The 16,188-nt window shown below is 36.7% G+C and carries 18 protein-coding genes; 10 read left to right on the top strand and 8 right to left on the bottom strand.

What is annotated here, in order from left to right:
* Positions 1-28: 28 nt before the first annotated feature.
* Entirely contained in the window at positions 29-2,392 is a 2,364-nt protein-coding gene (locus AC1DDK_RS21320; RefSeq protein WP_477634036.1) for a GAF domain-containing protein, read from the bottom strand.
* Between the two features lie 181 nt (positions 2,393-2,573).
* On the opposite strand from AC1DDK_RS21320, the gene AC1DDK_RS21315 reads away from it, so the two are divergent.
* Positions 2,574-3,029 carry a low affinity iron permease family protein gene (locus AC1DDK_RS21315; RefSeq protein WP_172663159.1) on the top strand — a complete coding sequence of 152 codons (456 nt, stop codon included), beginning with the start codon at positions 2,574-2,576 and terminating at the stop codon, positions 3,027-3,029.
* A gap of 39 nt (positions 3,030-3,068) precedes the next feature.
* Here AC1DDK_RS21315 and AC1DDK_RS21310 read toward each other — a convergent pair whose 3' ends face one another.
* From AC1DDK_RS21310 to AC1DDK_RS21300, 3 genes are read right to left on the bottom strand one after another with little or no spacing between them, the layout of a single operon-like run.
* Positions 3,069-4,052: an aldo/keto reductase gene (locus tag AC1DDK_RS21310; RefSeq protein WP_172663158.1), complete on the bottom strand. Its 984-nt coding sequence runs from the start codon at positions 4,050-4,052 to the stop codon at positions 3,069-3,071.
* Between the two features lie 44 nt (positions 4,053-4,096).
* The gene (locus AC1DDK_RS21305; protein ID WP_172663157.1) at positions 4,097-4,387 is read right to left on the bottom strand and encodes a putative quinol monooxygenase; all 291 of its coding nucleotides are present in this window, start codon (positions 4,385-4,387) and stop codon (positions 4,097-4,099) included.
* Positions 4,338-4,991, bottom strand: a complete 654-nt coding sequence (locus AC1DDK_RS21300) for an NAD(P)H-dependent oxidoreductase (protein ID WP_288879512.1) — start codon at positions 4,989-4,991, stop codon at positions 4,338-4,340. The genes AC1DDK_RS21305 and AC1DDK_RS21300 overlap by 50 nt, the downstream gene beginning before the upstream one ends.
* A gap of 111 nt (positions 4,992-5,102) precedes the next feature.
* Here AC1DDK_RS21300 and AC1DDK_RS21295 point away from each other — a divergent pair, with 111 nt between their 5' ends.
* Positions 5,103-6,035, top strand: coding sequence for a LysR family transcriptional regulator (locus AC1DDK_RS21295; protein ID WP_477634035.1), 933 nt, complete (start codon positions 5,103-5,105; stop codon positions 6,033-6,035).
* A gap of 154 nt (positions 6,036-6,189) precedes the next feature.
* Positions 6,190-6,744: a phosphatase PAP2 family protein gene (locus AC1DDK_RS21290; protein WP_172663154.1), complete on the top strand. Its 555-nt coding sequence runs from the start codon at positions 6,190-6,192 to the stop codon at positions 6,742-6,744.
* On the opposite strand, the gene AC1DDK_RS21285 is transcribed toward AC1DDK_RS21290, so the two are convergent.
* Genes AC1DDK_RS21285 through AC1DDK_RS21275 form a run of 3 tightly spaced genes read right to left on the bottom strand, consistent with a single transcriptional unit; the run spans position 6,728 to position 8,838 of the window.
* A complete protein-coding gene (locus AC1DDK_RS21285) occupies positions 6,728-7,312 on the bottom strand; it encodes a DUF417 family protein (protein ID WP_172663153.1) in 585 nt (194 codons plus the stop codon). The two genes, AC1DDK_RS21290 and AC1DDK_RS21285, sit on opposite strands and share 17 nt — an antisense overlap.
* Before the next feature lie 60 nt (positions 7,313-7,372).
* Positions 7,373-8,233 (bottom strand): helix-turn-helix domain-containing protein, encoded by an 861-nt coding sequence (locus tag AC1DDK_RS21280; RefSeq protein ID WP_288879510.1) that lies wholly within the window; start codon positions 8,231-8,233, stop codon positions 7,373-7,375.
* On the bottom strand, positions 8,233-8,838 hold the full coding sequence (locus AC1DDK_RS21275; RefSeq protein WP_288879508.1) for a GrpB family protein: 606 nt from the start codon (positions 8,836-8,838) through the stop codon (positions 8,233-8,235). Before AC1DDK_RS21275 ends, AC1DDK_RS21280 begins: the two co-directional genes overlap by 1 nt.
* Positions 8,839-9,027: 189 nt before the next feature.
* Between AC1DDK_RS21275 and folE the strand changes: the two genes are divergently transcribed.
* From folE to AC1DDK_RS21255, 4 genes are all read left to right on the top strand, one after another.
* Complete coding sequence (folE, locus tag AC1DDK_RS21270) at positions 9,028-9,729, top strand: GTP cyclohydrolase I FolE (RefSeq protein ID WP_337714822.1); 702 nt, start codon at positions 9,028-9,030, stop codon at positions 9,727-9,729.
* Between the two features lie 118 nt (positions 9,730-9,847).
* Positions 9,848-10,285, top strand: coding sequence for an RrF2 family transcriptional regulator (locus tag AC1DDK_RS21265; protein WP_477634034.1), 438 nt, complete (start codon positions 9,848-9,850; stop codon positions 10,283-10,285).
* A 46-nt stretch (positions 10,286-10,331) separates the two neighbouring features.
* Positions 10,332-11,543, top strand: a complete 1,212-nt coding sequence (gene hmpA, locus AC1DDK_RS21260) for an NO-inducible flavohemoprotein (RefSeq protein WP_288879504.1) — start codon at positions 10,332-10,334, stop codon at positions 11,541-11,543.
* A gap of 60 nt (positions 11,544-11,603) precedes the next feature.
* Entirely contained in the window at positions 11,604-11,990 is a 387-nt protein-coding gene (locus AC1DDK_RS21255; RefSeq protein WP_288879503.1) for a group III truncated hemoglobin, read from the top strand.
* Positions 11,991-12,043: 53 nt separating this feature from the next.
* Here AC1DDK_RS21255 and AC1DDK_RS21250 read toward each other — a convergent pair whose 3' ends face one another.
* Positions 12,044-12,928 carry a hypothetical protein gene (locus AC1DDK_RS21250; protein ID WP_288879501.1) on the bottom strand — a complete coding sequence of 295 codons (885 nt, stop codon included), beginning with the start codon at positions 12,926-12,928 and terminating at the stop codon, positions 12,044-12,046.
* A 253-nt stretch (positions 12,929-13,181) separates the two neighbouring features.
* Between AC1DDK_RS21250 and AC1DDK_RS21245 the strand changes: the two genes are divergently transcribed.
* Genes AC1DDK_RS21245 through AC1DDK_RS21235 form a run of 3 tightly spaced genes read left to right on the top strand, consistent with a single transcriptional unit; the run spans position 13,182 to position 16,173 of the window.
* Positions 13,182-14,051, top strand: coding sequence for a ThuA domain-containing protein (locus AC1DDK_RS21245; RefSeq protein WP_337714820.1), 870 nt, complete (start codon positions 13,182-13,184; stop codon positions 14,049-14,051).
* A 52-nt stretch (positions 14,052-14,103) separates the two neighbouring features.
* The gene (locus AC1DDK_RS21240; RefSeq protein ID WP_288879498.1) at positions 14,104-15,000 is read left to right on the top strand and encodes a sugar phosphate isomerase/epimerase family protein; all 897 of its coding nucleotides are present in this window, start codon (positions 14,104-14,106) and stop codon (positions 14,998-15,000) included.
* Between the two features lie 6 nt (positions 15,001-15,006).
* Positions 15,007-16,173, top strand: a complete 1,167-nt coding sequence (locus tag AC1DDK_RS21235) for a mandelate racemase/muconate lactonizing enzyme family protein (protein ID WP_288879497.1) — start codon at positions 15,007-15,009, stop codon at positions 16,171-16,173.
* Positions 16,174-16,188: the final 15 nt, after the last annotated feature.

Raw genomic sequence — 16,188 nt, 5'->3', positions numbered from 1 at the left:
CTTTTGAAAGTATTTGACATATCTATGGCTAAATGTCGTTTGTCTTTTTCGGATGTATAACGCCAATCCTTAAAGCTTTTAGTCCGCTTAACCCTTGTAGGTCCTCTAAATCAAGTTCTTCCAGGTCTTGATCCAGCACTCCAGTTTCCTGTAAATAAGTAATAAAAGGAAGATAATCATCAATATCTCTCTTATTAAAATAGATCAACGCTATCTTATCAGGCTGTGTTAAACGCTCACTGCTACCTCTGATGTGAACTTTGTCGATTCGTTTTTTTATCATCTGATACCTGATATTGTATGCGCCTTCTACATCAAATTTTCGCTCATCAGCTCTAAAACTAATGTCGATTGTATGGTTATGGACAAATAACAACTGAGTAGTATAAAGCTTGGTTGGCATAGCTGGCAATAAAGCATGAGTCATTCTAACTACATTAGCCATAGATKAAAGTTGCCATAGCCTAAGATTTTTGAGGTGAAAATGATTAAAGATTTTATCCGGAGAGATGGACTGACCAATGTAAATATCGTATTCAACACCATCAGTTCTGAATTTCTCGAAGTAGCAAGGATACGATTGCTGTAATTTCTCTTTTTCGGCTTCAAAAAAATTGTTAATTGCAGTATTTATCATTTGCATGGAAACTTCCAAGGCATATCTGTTTTTGTGAACATCACCATCCGCAGCTCCGGTAACGAGTAAATAATCATCAATTATTTTTTTGAGTTTAGGTTCCTGCTGAGATAAATGGAATAAATAGTCACTAGATTCTTCTTTCAAAAAACTGTTTAGATTGTTCTCGTCCTGAGTGTTTAGGGTTTCTTGTAAAAGCAACTGCTGCCATTTTCTTGAATTGAAAATCATCTCTTCCATTAAAGAGGAGTAGTGATGATCTTTTAACTGATCAAGCACTTTATAAAGTAGGCTTAAATGGTGACTCAAATCAGCTTTACTGGCCGTATTTCTTTCAATTGTAGAGTTTCTGATGTCAATAGCTCCGTAAAACGGATATACATCTTTAAAACTGATGTCTTCATTTCTAATTGGCAAATGCTTATTTTTATCATGCATATGATGCCATGCTACCTCGTTAAATTTCCATTGAACTGAAGGTTGTATAGAGGTAAATTTCTCTTTTATAACATTTTCCAGCTCCAGGTTAAATTCATCGATATAGATCTGTAATAACTGAGATATGGGGGCAATTGCAGGCTCCAGCAGTGCAAGTATTTTCTCGTCAAAAGTTTCACCTTCCCAGGTATGTACCGCTAAAACACCAACAATTACATGGTCGTAAAAAACGGGAGTGAGGGCAAGAGACTTAACTCCCAGTTTCACAAAATGATGAAGCCAATGAAACACAACGGGATCTTCGGCCAAAATATCAGGAGAAAAGAATGAGTTCGGGTTGGCGGTATAACCCTCGGCATATTGCTGAAATGTTTCGGGGTCTAAATTATCTTCACCCCATACAGAAAATAATATTCCCGTGCCCCCCTTTACATTGCCATAAACCGGTTTGTTGTTAACCCTTACAAAAGGAAACAGGTCGAACTCGATTTTGTTATTTTGTACTATTGTTTTTAAAGATTGAATAACACCACTATATGTGGCCGCCTGATCGCCAGGGGTACGGTTAAGCCGAATGTTTTTTATGTTTTCTACAGCCTGGATAGCGGTTACATCAGATACAGTKATTACAGAGATACCTCTAAAACGGAAAAGATCGAGTGGCAATATTTTTTCCAATATTTCATAACTTGAGCCTTCTCCTATGTATTGTTGAAGTTCTCTGAAATTGAGTGGTGGTAATTCACCTTTCGGCGTAACTTCTATAAAATCTGTATTAAGATTTACATGAAAATAACCTAAAAGCCCTGTGTCAGTTTTGATACCTGCATGATACTGATGTGTTTTTACAGGTACATGAAAATTGTAAAGTTCCTTTAAAATAAACGAATAAACCAACTGCAGGCGCTCTTTATGGTAGTCGGCAGGGGTTTTAGAAACCACATACGAATCCTGGTCATTTTTCTTATTTTCCAGCAACTCGTACATAAGGTCTGTACCATAAAATGTTATAGGCTGTAATGGGAAGCAAAGTCCCCAGGCCAATTTATCCTCAGTTGCAAGTGCTGGGGTAAGGCACGCGTACATGTTTTCGAGCAAGCTTTCATAATCATGTATGCTTTCAAGTGGGATTTCCGCTTCTTCAATATTATATTTTTTAAACTCTTTAAGAGCTGATCTATATAATGCACCTTTAACAGTTTTCTCGCCTTTTACTCTTCCTCTCAGGTACTTAATAAAGGGACTGAAAGAGATTGCCGAATCAACTTCAAGTGAATGTGCTTTATTTCCAGAAACGTCTAGGATAACTTTTTTCATTTCGGATATTTTACTTCATTAGGATGAAGGTACTGACTTTAGATGTCTTAAAAGTCAATATGTAACATTCTGATTCAAATTTATTTAAAAATATTCATTTTCAGCAGAAGATATTTAAGTAAACAGGCTTTATTTGATTAGATTTAATTAAGGTTTTAACTATTAAAAATCATTACTCATTATGAAAAACACTTCAGGAAATTTCTTTGAAAAGGCATCTACAAAAATTACAAACTGGACAGGGAGTCCGGTAGCTTTCGGTGTAGCATTTCTAATTGTGATTGTATGGATACTTTCAGGGCCCATTTTTAATTATTCAGATACCTGGCAACTTGTTATCAATACAGGGACCACAATAATTACTTTTTTAATGGTTTTCCTTATCCAAAAATCTCAAAATAAAGATTCCAAAGCCATTCAGCTTAAGTTAAACGAATTGATAGCTGCAAGCAGACATGCCAGCAACAGGATGGTTGATATTGAGGATTTAACGGAATCAGAGCTGGATGTTCTTCATAAATACTATCAAAAACTTTCTGATATATCTGAGGCCGATAATGATATTCATACCTCTCACTCTATTGATGCAGCGGTAACTTTGCATAGGGTTAAAAAAGAAAAAAGAGCACTTGAATAAGTGGAAGGCTCTTTTTGTAGCTTAGCTATAAAATCTGAATTAAAGTTTTTCTAGCTCTTTATTAATAAAAGCCAATTCATCTTCACTAAGAGAGATGTTAATTGCTTTCGCATTATCTACTGCCTGATTTGTATTTCTGGCACCTGCCAGTACTATGGTTATACCAGGTTGTAACGTTGTCCACCTTAAAACCAATTGTGATAAAGAGGCATTTTTGCTGATCGCTAAAGGCTCTATGGCATTTAGAAATGACTTTACCTTTTCAGGATCGAATTGGCCAAAGTAACCATTTCTATGATCATCCGATTTTAAGGTAGCGTTTTTGAAGTATTTACCGGTAAGCAAACCTCTTTCTAAAGGGCTATAGGCAATAATTCCAACGTTGTTTGCTATGGTGTATGGAATTACATCTTTTTCAATTGTCCTGTTAAGCATACTGTAAGAAAGCTGATTAGAAGCCAGTTGGATTGACTCTTCTGCTTCTTTTAACTGCTCCAGGCTATAATTACTTACCCCGGCAGCTCTGATTTTTCCTTGTTGGATAAGGCTTTCCAATGCTTCCATAGTTTCACTTATAGGTGTTGTAGCATCTGGCCAGTGTAACTGTAGTAAATCTAGGTAGTCTGTACCCAAACGTTTTAAGCTTTCCTCAACTTCTTTAATGATGTTTTCTTTTGCTGCATATTTATAAACGGGTATGGTTTTTCCATTGTCGTTAGCATCAAAAAAGAACTCACCTTTTCCGTTATTGCTACCATCCCAAACTAAACCGAATTTGCTTAATAGCTGAATTTTACTTCTGTCTTTACCTTTAATTGCCTGGCCAATAAGTTCTTCGCTTAAGCCAAAGCCATAAAAAGGAGCAGTGTCTAAACTTGTAACACCATGATCTAAAGATGCATGAACAGCATCAATAGAATCTTGTTTCTCATTTCCTCCCCACATATTGCCACCTATTGCAAAGGCGCCGTAAGTAATAGCAGATAAGTTTAAATCTGTTTTTCCTAATTTTCTATATTCCATTTTTTTATTCTTTTTATTGTGCTATCAGAGATAGCTATTTAATATTAGGCAAGTTTATCAGTTTCATGTATAACGACAGTGCCATCAATAATGTCAACAGAATCCTTAATAAATTTATTGATATGAGCTGTTTGGTTATGCAATTCCAGGGCTTCTTTGCTTGCCCATTCTTCATGAAAAATAAACAAAGCAGGATCGTCACTTGATTGATGAAGATCGTATTGAATACAGGCTTCTTCTTTTCTCGATTCTACAACCAGTGCTAATAAAAGTGCTTTAAACTGCTCAATGTGTTGTGGCTTCGCTCTGGAAATTGCTGTTAGATAAATGCTCATGTTCTTTATTTATAAAAATGTTGTTTAAATGTGTTGTGTATCTTTCAAGATCGGCTACAATATTAGCATTCTTTTCTACATCGTGAAAGTGCAGGCCAGGCAATGGTTTCATCCCTGTAAAGGCATTCATACGGTGAAAACCGAATAATGCTCCATCATCAACACTGGTTTCATTAAAGAATTCTCCCGGTAGGGTAAAAGCTTCTTTCGGAGCATTCCATGATGAGGTGACCATATATTTTTTGCCATGCAGCATACCGCCTGTACCATAATTAATAGTTGGGTTTTGAGATGAACGTCCATCGCTATGATAAATTCCGGTTTGGTGACCTTCTGTAAAAACCACGTCAATATATTTTTTTAATCCGTTAGGTACCTGAAACCACCAGATAGGAGTATGGTAAATAACAATATCAGCCCATACATAATTCTCTACTTCCTGTTTTGGATCATAATCATCATTGATATCGGTAGATCTGATTTCAAATCCTTCTTTGTCATTAAAAAACTGACGTGTGGTATCAAAAATTGTTTTATTAAAACGGCCTCCAGAATGCCCAAAGACCTGTCCTCCGTTAATTACAAATATTTTTTTTGTTTCCATTTTAATAGAATTGATTTTACTTCTTAATTGTGATGACAAAATTACGGCTAGATATGTTACTATTAAAATAATATAAATCATACCTTTGTATCATAATTATGATATGTTGTTATGGTTAATTTAGAATGGTTCAGAACCTTTAAGGCTATTTATGAAACAGGTACACTCACAGGTGCGGCCGAGTCGTTGTATGTTTCGCAACCTGGTGTGAGTTTACATTTAAGCTCATTGGAATCGTATGTTGGGTACAAGCTTTTTGATCGGACGTCGAGAAAAATGGTGTCTACCGAACGCGGAAAGATACTTTACAATTATATACAGGAATCATTGTGTAAACTCGAAGAAGCAGAGCGCCACTTCCATAAAAGTACGGAAAAGGAAAAGCCTACTATAAGTATTGGTATGTGCTTTKAAACCTTCCAGTTCACACTTGAGTCTTATTTACCGAGTTTGGATTTTAATGTAATTATTAAGTTTGGAGACTATCCTCAAATGCTTAGTGACCTGGATAACGGTATTCTGGATTTGATTATTACGCCGCAAAAAGGAGATTACAAGGGATTGATTTATACACCATTTTTTAAAGAAAGAATAGTGGTAATTGGCGGGGCAAAAACATCAACAGAAGAGCTTGATCCTTTGCTAAAAAGCAGAGATCTGAACGGTATACAGGATTGGTTAAAACGCCAAACATGGTACGGAACAGCCGGAGATATGGAGCATTTACGCAGGTTTTGGCATATAAATTTTGGTAAACGACCTGATTTTAAACCTAATTACATTGTACCTAACATGAGCTCAATTATCCGTTGTTTAAGTGGGGGTGAGGGAATTGCTGTTATTCCCGATTTTCTTTCTAAAAAAGAACTTGATTCGGGTAACGTTAAACAAATATGGGATGGCTATAATGTAATAGAGAATACATTGTATTTTGGCACAAGAAAGAAAACAATGTATCTGGAAGAGGTCATGCAAATTCAGGAAATCTTTTTGAAAGAAATGGTTAATGAGCACCATGATAAACAAACAGTAATTTTTAATTAAGTGATATACTTATGATGGTATATTCAGAAACTAACTGTTATTTTGATCTGTTTTTAGAATCGTAATACGGTACGTACAAATTTATTAAGCAAAGGAGGACTAAACATTGAAAATACAATACTTTAAATATTTACTGGTAATCCAAATTGGTTTAATGTCTTTACCGTTGCATGGTTTTGCTCAAAACGGATTGCAACGTTTGGACGATCAGATACTTATTGATCTTTCAAAAACCAGAACACCTGAGAAAACAGGCTTCTTTATGTTCTTATCTAAAAACAATGATTTAGTTAACGTAGGTGTTCCAGTAGGCTTGTTTGCCGCTGGTGTAATTGGCAAGGACAAAGAAATGCGGCAAAATGCTTTATATGTTGTGAGTAGTTCGGCTGTTAATGCGCTGGTTACTATGTTAATTAAAAAAGCCGTTAAACGTCCAAGACCATTTCTTGCCAATGTTAAAATTAATGCTGTTTATCAGCCTTCGCATTATTCGTTTCCATCCGGGCATACCTCTACATCGTTTACAACTGCTACTGCTTTATCTCAGGCGTACCCTAAATGGTACGTAATTGCGCCTGCATATTTATGGGCTGGGTCTGTTAGCTTTTCGCGTTTATACTTAGGCGTTCATTACCCAACAGATGTGGCAGCGGGTGCTGTATTAGGTACTGGAACTGCACTTTCGTTTAGATTTATGAGACCAAATTAGTCTTACTGCTTTTCTCTTTAAGATAAAGCCTTGCAGATTCACTCATTGTAATAATGGCGCCACCAAGTATCACAATGTCTTTAATAACTAATCGCCCACGACCAGATAAATAGGGGAATCCCCATTGTTCATCTGTTAAATGCGGTACCCAGCTTTCGGGAGTAGTAACCAGGAAAGACAATGTGCCAACCGACATTAAGAATATAAGTGCACTGCCGATCATACTAGCTAAAGGAGCTACTTTATGTAGGGAAACCAAAATAGCAAGCGTAATTAAGAATACCCCTAAGCCCGCCGAAAAGCCATACGTGTTATTTGCTATATGCCATTGATGGTTCGCTGGAATCAAGTCGCCTTCTTTATTCATGTGGCTTTTATACTCATCAGGATGGTTGTAAAAGAAAGACATAAATGGGCTGTTGGCCACAAAAGGAACAACGCCATCAGCCTCATATGTAAAAAACTTTAAACCACCTATCCAAAGAAAGACGATAACGATTCCAAAACGGATTGCATTTTTACCTAATTGATCAAGATTGGCTATTGTATTTATGATTGAATTTTTCATGCTATTGATTTTTATACAAATCTATAGCAACCCGGGTAAGTAGTACATGGACAAARGGGGTTAATCCTTGGACATATCCGCCACAATGGAGATACCGGTTTTATCTCTGAATACTTGTGGCGAAACTTTTGTGAATTTTTTAAACACGCGACTAAAATAAAACTCGTCCTGAAACTGTAAATTATAGGCAATTTCTTTAATGCTTTGCCTGGTTAAATGAAGTTGTTTTTTTGCCTCAAGCATTAATTTTTCCTGAATTAATTGCGAGGGTGACTTTCTGAAATAACGGGTACAGCGCCTGGTAAAATTGTCTCTAGACATGGATAATAATTCGGCATAGTCAGCTGGTTTACGGAGATTAAGAAAATGCTCATCCAACAACTGGCTAAACTGCTCCATAAGTTCATCTCTTTCGCTATCGTTATTTTTATTAGAAACCGCATTCATCTTAATGCTGCTCGATTTGGCTAAAAAGAGTTGCAGATACGCGCGTGGTACTATATCCGACAGGGTTTCGTTGTTTAATTCTTCTTTTAAATCATCCAGTAATTTATCAAATACCTTTGCTTCTTTTTCTGTTAGTATTACAATTGGATCGATGTAGATGTTGTTGAACAATAAGCCATTGCAACGCACTTCAGTACGATGAAATTCAATGCAATAGAAGTCGCCATGAAACTGCAGTTCTGTGCATTTCACAGATTCGGAATTTTCCAAGTAGATAACCTGTAATGGTGTAGAAAACAGTAAAGCAGGAGCAGCAAAAGGGAAAACACCAAAATCGGCATGATACAGGCCTTTTCCTTCTTTAATAAACAACACAGTATACATGGTTGACTGAGCAGGTGTGCGGAGGTCTTTGTAAGTGGCTTCTTTTAAGCTTAACAGCTGTTCTCCTAATGGTGAAATTAGCTCTTGCATTAATGAGGTTTTATTAAAGCGTTTTTTGAGGCAATATTTTGCTGTTTTATATTTTGAAGTATTTCATCGTCGAAACCATTTTTTGCTAGTATGGAAATGATAAAGTCAGTTTTTCCATCAATATAACTATCAATATCAAAAGGATACTTTTTGGCCAGCTCCGTTTTTAATGTCCCGTATTCTATTACTATTTCTGGATGTGAACGAAGATAGTCCCTAAAGCGGATATGGTTTTTTAAACCCATGCTATCCTGCGTGCAAACGTATAAGTGGTGTCTAAGCCACTGTTTTCCTGAACCGTCAGCAGGGCTTAAATCCGACATTCTTTCAAAAGCATCTCTTCCAACAATACCCATTTCTCCCAGGTAGTTATATCCAAGTTCTTTTAATATCCGGATAATCTCTTTAAAATTGCTTTTATCTTTAATGACGAGATCTAAATCAATAATTGGTTTCGCTGCAAGTCCGGGTACAGAGGTACTACCAACATGTTCAATTCCAATAATGTAATCCTTTAGGTACTTATTAAATATAGTGCTCAGTTCCTGAAAAACTGATGCCCAGTTGTTGGAGTAGGGTACAACTATAACTTCTTTACTTGTCATGATATCGTCTCTAAAATTATTAATATTTTCTGTATCGAACAACTGATAACGCTCTTGCAAAAGGAACATCGTCAAGGCAATCTCTAAGAAGTATGATATTAATAAGATAAAACTTAAAAATTATCTTTTTTATATTTACGCCCTGCTATTACTAAAAATCGATAAAGATAAAATTAGTCGCAATAATTTATGAAACAGAATGGAACTGCCTTAAATACAACGGATAATAACCTTTCTTTAACCGAGCTGGAAGATTTATTAGGCGAACAACATATTGGTACTTCTTATGATACTCCGTTAAGAGCAGACGCTTTTGAGCTGGCGGACCATGAAAAAATTAAGATTATTACAGGGCATTTTCGGGAAATTATGGAAACGCTTGGACTTGATCTTACAGACGACAGTCTTAACGGAACACCAGGACGCGTAGCAAAAATGTTTGTAAAAGAAATATTTAGCGGGCTTAATCCGGCAAATAAACCGCAGATTAAATTATTTGATAATAAGTATCAGTATAACCAAATGCTGGTTGAGAAAAATATAACCCTTTATTCTAATTGTGAGCATCATTTTGTGCCCATTATTGGTAAAGCACATATCGCTTATATCTCTTCAGGAAAGGTTATTGGATTATCGAAGTTAAACAGGATTGTTCAATATTATTCCCAAAGGCCGCAGGTACAGGAACGTTTAACTATCCAAATAGCTAATGAATTAAAAACAATTCTGGAAACTGATGATGTTGGGGTAGTTATTGATGCAGCTCATTTATGTGTATCGTCAAGAGGCATAAAGGATGTAAACAGCAGCACCGTAACCGCTGAATATTCAGGTGCATTTCTAGATAAGGTAACAAAAGAAGAATTTTTGCAATACATCCGTCCTATGTAATGTGTTAATTCTATATGATTAGAGGTGAAGAATTACCCAACCTTAAGTTTTGACTTCAATAATAAAAGATAAATATATCTTTTATTATTGAATCTTATGTTTTACATTTGTAGTGCAGATGGGAATTTTTTCAAAAACATGTGAATATGCAATGCGTTCAGTTTTCTTTATTGCGCACCGGACAGCTTCAGGCAGCAGGGTAGGGATAAAGGAAATAGCATCAGGTATTGAATCTCCTGAGCATTTTCTGGCTAAGATTTTACAAGATCTTAGCAGAAAAGGAATTGTGCAATCTGTTAAGGGGCCAAATGGAGGTTTTTATATGGATGCATCTACACTTAAAAGGCCTCTATCTGACGTTGTTGAGGCTATTGATGGAAATAGCCTGTTCACCGGATGTGGTTTAGGATTAGAATATTGTTCTGAAAGCAATCCTTGTCCTTTACATCATGAGTTTAAGGCCATTCGGAACAAAATACAACAAATGCTGCAAGACACATCAATAGCTKATTTTAATGACGATTTGAATCTTGGGATTACTAAATTAAAAAAATAAAAAATTTAACTAAATAAAGGATAAAAAGGTATTAATATATTTTTATATGACTAGTGAACAAAAACAATGGATTAGCGCAACAGTTCCTGTACTAAAAGAGAACGGTGTATTATTAACAAAACATTTTTATAACAGGATGTTTACCCATAATCCTGAACTCAAGAACCTGTTTAATATGGGGAATCAGCAAAGTGGTAAACAGCAGACTGCTTTGGCAATGGCGGTTTTGGCTTATGCAGACAATATAGCCAACCCTGGAGTATTAATGCCAGTGGTGGACAGGATAGGGCACAAGCATGTTAGTTTAGACATCAGACCAGAGCAATATCAAATTGTAGGTCGTCATTTAATTGCATCAATTCAAGAGGTTTTAGGAAATGTAGCAACACCCGAAATAGTAGATGCATGGACAGTGGCTTACCAACAATTGGCAAACCTAATGTCTGGTCATGAGGCAAAACTATATGAGCAAAAAACTGCTCAGCAGTATGGATGGACAGGATGGCGTCCGTTTACGGTGGGTAAAATAAACGTAGAATCAACAGAAATTACTTCATTTTACCTTTTTCCGTCCGATGGTGGAAAAGTGGCCGCCCATGTACCTGGTCAGTATATCAGTGTTAAAGTGTTTTTACCAGAAATGAAAYTATATCAGGCACGCCAGTACAGTATTTCAAGCACTCCAGCACAAGATTATTACCGAATTTCGGTAAAGGCCGAAAAAGGAGCGGGCTTGGATACAAATGGTCTTATCAGTAACTATTTTCATGACGTTATCAAAGAAGGAAATATTGTAGATGTTACTGCACCTGCCGGCGACTTTAAACTTGCAAAGGATTTAGCTGCCCCTGTAGTGTTAATTAGCGGCGGCGTTGGGCTAACGCCAATGATCAGTATGTTGCAGAATCTTGTGGAACAAAAATTCACTTATCCTATTACCTGGTTGCATGGCTGTAGGAACCGTTCAGTACATGCCTTCAAAGATCAGCTTGATCAAATTGTTAATGCAAATGATTCTATTGAGCAACATGTTTTTTATGATGTGCCAACAGCGCGGGATAAACAGGAGGGAGTGATGGAAGGATTTCTTGATATAAATAAAATAGCATCGTTACCCCAATATCCTGGTACTATGTATTATGTTTGTGGGCCAGCTCCATTTATTCGTAAACAATATCAGGATTTGATTTCCTGCGGAATTAAAAAAGAGTCGATCTTGTTCGAAGAATTTGGTCCTGCTTTACTTCAGTTAAATTAGCTTCATTTAGCAAATTATGGCTTATTGTTCGGTTGTCTTATCACAAGTAAAACTTTTTATATGAAAGCAGACATTAGTAATTTCGAAGATATCGTACTATTTGTAGATGGTTTCTACAGCAAAGTTAATCAAGATGAATTGATTGGGCCTATTTTCGACGCGGTGATTACAGATTGGAATCCGCATTTGGCAAAAATGTATGACTTCTGGAATGCAGTACTTTTTGGAGTTGCTGGATTTAAAGGAAACCCTTTTGCCAGGCATGCGCCTCTGCCACTTCAAAAAAATCATTTTGAACGATGGTTACTGCTATTCGAACAAACCATAGATGAACATTTTTCGGGTGAATTGGCTGATGAAACCAAGAAAAAAGCGGGAATGATGGCCGAGATGTTTTTAAGCAAACTCTCCCATATGAAAGATGGTTCGGATAGGGTAATTGTATAATAAAAGGGTGATTGCAAATGTAAAAGTTGCAATCACCTTATTACGAAGAAAGCTTATTTTAATGCTTTAAAATCAAATTCAATGTTTTTAAATGCCGAATTTGTAGGCTTAGCTACAAAAAGCCCTTTAACATACTTCTCAATTTTTTCTGTATTACTTAAAGACTGATATTGAAGCCAATCAGAAAGAGGACCTCCTAAATATCCAAATTCCGTTACAGGTATTTCAAATTTTTCTCTTAATTCAGCCGCATTTTTTTCGTTGTTATTTAAAACAGCGTTTAAATACGCCTTTAAATAAGAAATAAGTTTATTAGGATCTTGATAAGTAGTTATTTGAAATTTAGACTGCATCCCAAAACCGATTCTTGATAAATAAGCTCCGGATTGTTTTATCTCATCTATTTTTAAATCTGAATAAATTTTAAAATTCTCTTGCTTTGGCTCATTTAAGACCAGATAATAATAAACTGCTTTGACAACTAAGGTAATCTCAGTTTTATTTAGATCAGCCAATTCTTTTGTGGCATGTATCTGATAGCTAATTTTAGGAGTGAACATATAATTACTGCTTTTTAGCATTTCACTATAAGATTCTCTATAGCTACTTAATACAGCGTTATCTAACTTATACCTTTCTACAGTTTTAGCATTTACATCAGTTAACGAATATTCACTATTAACCAGGCCGACGTTATTAAGTGGATTAAACTGTTTATCTCTTACACTCATTGTATCTGTTAAGAAGCCTAAAAATGCAATGTCTGGTTGGTCATACATAAGGGCATTACTTGACTTTTGATATTCCAACTGAATCACGTTTTCAAGTGGATTTGACATATCAACTTCAACTTCAATTTCTGGCTTTTCTGGTGTTTGTGTTTTTTTACAAGATAAAATAAGTAATAGTGGAATAAATAATAAGGTCGTTTTGCGCATGTAGATAATAATTTTAAGGGCTATTAATTTTTCGTAAAAATATGAAAATAAAATAATTCTGATATTTTTATCTCTTATTTAAAAAAGCCGACGTAAATAGACTGATTGGGCACGAAGTTGTGACAGACTATTCGTGCCTTTTAACTTGGTTTTTATTTTAATAATCATATTTTTGATTAACTCTTAAATAAATTGCTCTTCGGAGCTTTATTTTTTTAATTCATCTAGCTGACCAAATAAAAGTAGAACCACAATGAAAAATCTTAGGGGCATTATATGTTTAATTGCGACAAGCATATTGCTATTCAATTCACTCCATTCTTTTGGTCAAACCAAAAAACAGAAATCAAAAAAGCCTTTGGTTGTATTTGTAACCGGTGATCATGAATACAGTAGTGAAGCCACTATGCCACTTATAGCGGCAGAACTGGAAAAGAATTACGGAATGCGTACGATCGTTCTTAAATCCTCACCTGATTATAAATCAGAAGAAAACATTCCCGGCCTGGAAGCATTAAAAGACGCTGATCTGGCCGTGTTCTATCTACGATGGAGACGGTTGCCTGAAGATCAGGTAAAATACATTGACGATTATTTAAAATCGGGCAAGCCAGTAATGGGCTTCAGAACAACCACACATGCATTCAATTATCCGGCAGGGCACCCTCTTGAGAAGTGGAATGCTTTTGGCGAATTTGCATTGGGTGCGCCTCCGGGATGGGGTAAAGGCGGACATACACATTACGGACACAAATCTACCACGGATGTTTCGGTTATTCCTGCACAGGCAAAACACCCTATTTTAACGGGTGTGCCAAATAATTTCCATGTTGCCTCGTGGCTATACCATGTTTTGCCGCATTATCCGGTAAAAGGATCAACATGGTTATTAATGGGTAAATCTGTAAATCCGGACAAAGCGGCAGTAGACAACCCTGTTGCCTGGACCTGGAAAACAGCTGCAGGAGGTAACACTTTTATGACCACACTTGGCCATCCTGCAGATTTTAATGAAGAAGGTTTCCAAAGACTTGTCATAAATGCTGTTCACTGGACATTAGATAAACCTGTTCCAAAAAAATGGGCGGGAAAAATCGAAATGAATGTGCCATACAGAGAATAATAACACGATTTTAATCTACTTTTTAACCAAACATTACATTACCTAATACTTTATGGAACTTTCGATACATAACTGGATGCGATCCGAAACGATAGAAACAACCATTCGCAGAGCATCTAGTCTAGGCTACAACAAACTTGAAATTGCAGGGAGTCCTGAACATTATGATACCAATCAGGTACGTAAATTATTAAAAGAATACGGTTTAACCTGCTGGGGGTCTGTTACCTTAATGCTTGAGGATCGTAATCTGCTTGCTAAAGATGAAGCCCAAAGGGCAAAGTCGGTGCAATATGTAAAAGATGTTGTCCGAATGGTAAAAGAGCTTGATGGACATATGGTTTCTGTAGTACCTGGCACTGTCGGAAAAATAGTTCCCGATGGCAGGCCAGAGGAAGAGTGGCAATGGGCCGTTGATTCTCTAAAAGAAGTCTATGAGTATACAGAACAATCGGGTATATTAATTGGAATAGAACCCATTAACAGATTCGAAACATATTTCATTAACAGGGGAGATCAAGCCTTGGCATTGGCTCAAGCTGTTGGGCCTAACTGTGGGGTTTGTCTGGATACCTTTCATATGAATATTGAAGAGATTGATATGTTCGAAACCATCAGAAGAGCAAAAGGCAAACTGATCGGCTTTCACGTTGCTGATAACAACAGAATGGCACCCGGAATGGGTAATTTGAACTGGAGCAAAATAATTGACACACTTCATGAGGTAGGATATAATGAAGTACTTTCGGTAGAATTTTGCGCTCCGTTAGATCGTACTCCAGCCAACCCTTATCCGAATTCTATTGATGAAAATCCAATAGATCTATCTCCAGAGCAAAAGAAATTTTTGGAAGACCATGGCAGTACTTCAGTTTCTGAAGAATTTTATACCATGCTTACACGCAAATCTTTTGATACCTTATCTAACCTTATTAATCACACAAAATAAACCTAAATGAAAATAACAAATGTAGAAGCGTTTTGGTTACGCTGTCCCATTCCGAAAGAAAAGCAACACTTTTCTGATTATGGCTTGCTAACCAATTTTGATATGACCCTTGTTGTGATAACAACAGAAGATGGCCTTCAGGGTTTTGGAGAAGCTAAAGCAGCAGTAGGATCCTCGGGCGTATGCGCCTCAATTGTAAGTTGCATAGAAAATGAGCTTAAACCTATTTTGATAGGGAAAGACGCAAAAAATATAAACCGTATCTGGGAAGAAATGTATAATGGTACACGTGATCATTATGCACTTACAAGAGGCCGCAGATTTCCAATTCTTGGACGAAGAGGACTTACCGTGTCGGCAATGAGTGGTATAGATACTGCTTTGTGGGATTTGAAAGGTAAGGCACTCGGTGTTCCGGTAATGGATTTACTAGGTGGTGCTTGTCGCGATCAGATGCCTGCTTACGCAAGCGGTGGCTGGGCAGATGCCGAAAACATTGGCGCACAATTAAACGGTTATGTAGCTAAAGGATTTAATGCAGTAAAAATGCGTGTTGGTATTATGGACCAAACTGTTCAGAATAGTATCGATAGGGTAAAAGCTGCCAGAAAAGCCTTAGGACCAAACATTAAACTTATGGCTGATGCACATGGAACCTTTAGTGTGCCAGAGGCTAAACAGTTTTGCAGAGGAGTAGAAGATTGTAATCTGTACTGGTTCGAAGAACCTATTAGTCCTGATAACAGACATGGAACTGCAGAGGTAAGAGCTTCGACAGCTATTCCGATAGCAGCAGGAGAAAGTGAATACACCAGCTTTGATATTCGTGATCTGCTTGAAGTAAGAGCGCTCGATGTGATTCAGCCTGATGCTGCTATCATAGGCGGTATTTCAGAAACTATGCGTGTTGGGCATCTGGCAAGCGTTAATCAGCTAGAACTGGCTCCGCATTGCTGGGGATCGGCTTTTTCTTTTATGGCAGGCTTAAATGTAGCATTCGCATCTCAGGCGGCAACAATAATTGAGTTTTCTTTAGGAGGAAACCCAATGATGTATGAGTTGGTAAAAGAACAGATTGAAGTTAAAGATGGCGTAATTGGCGCTCCAACAGCTCCTGGCTTAGGATTAACACCTAACTGGGATTTCGTAAAGGAATTCAAACAGAAAGTTTAAAGAGGTAATTAAATT

It is taken from the genome of Pedobacter sp. 05T44 (assembly GCF_056395985.1).
This window is presented reverse-complemented; position numbering and strand designations above follow the sequence as displayed.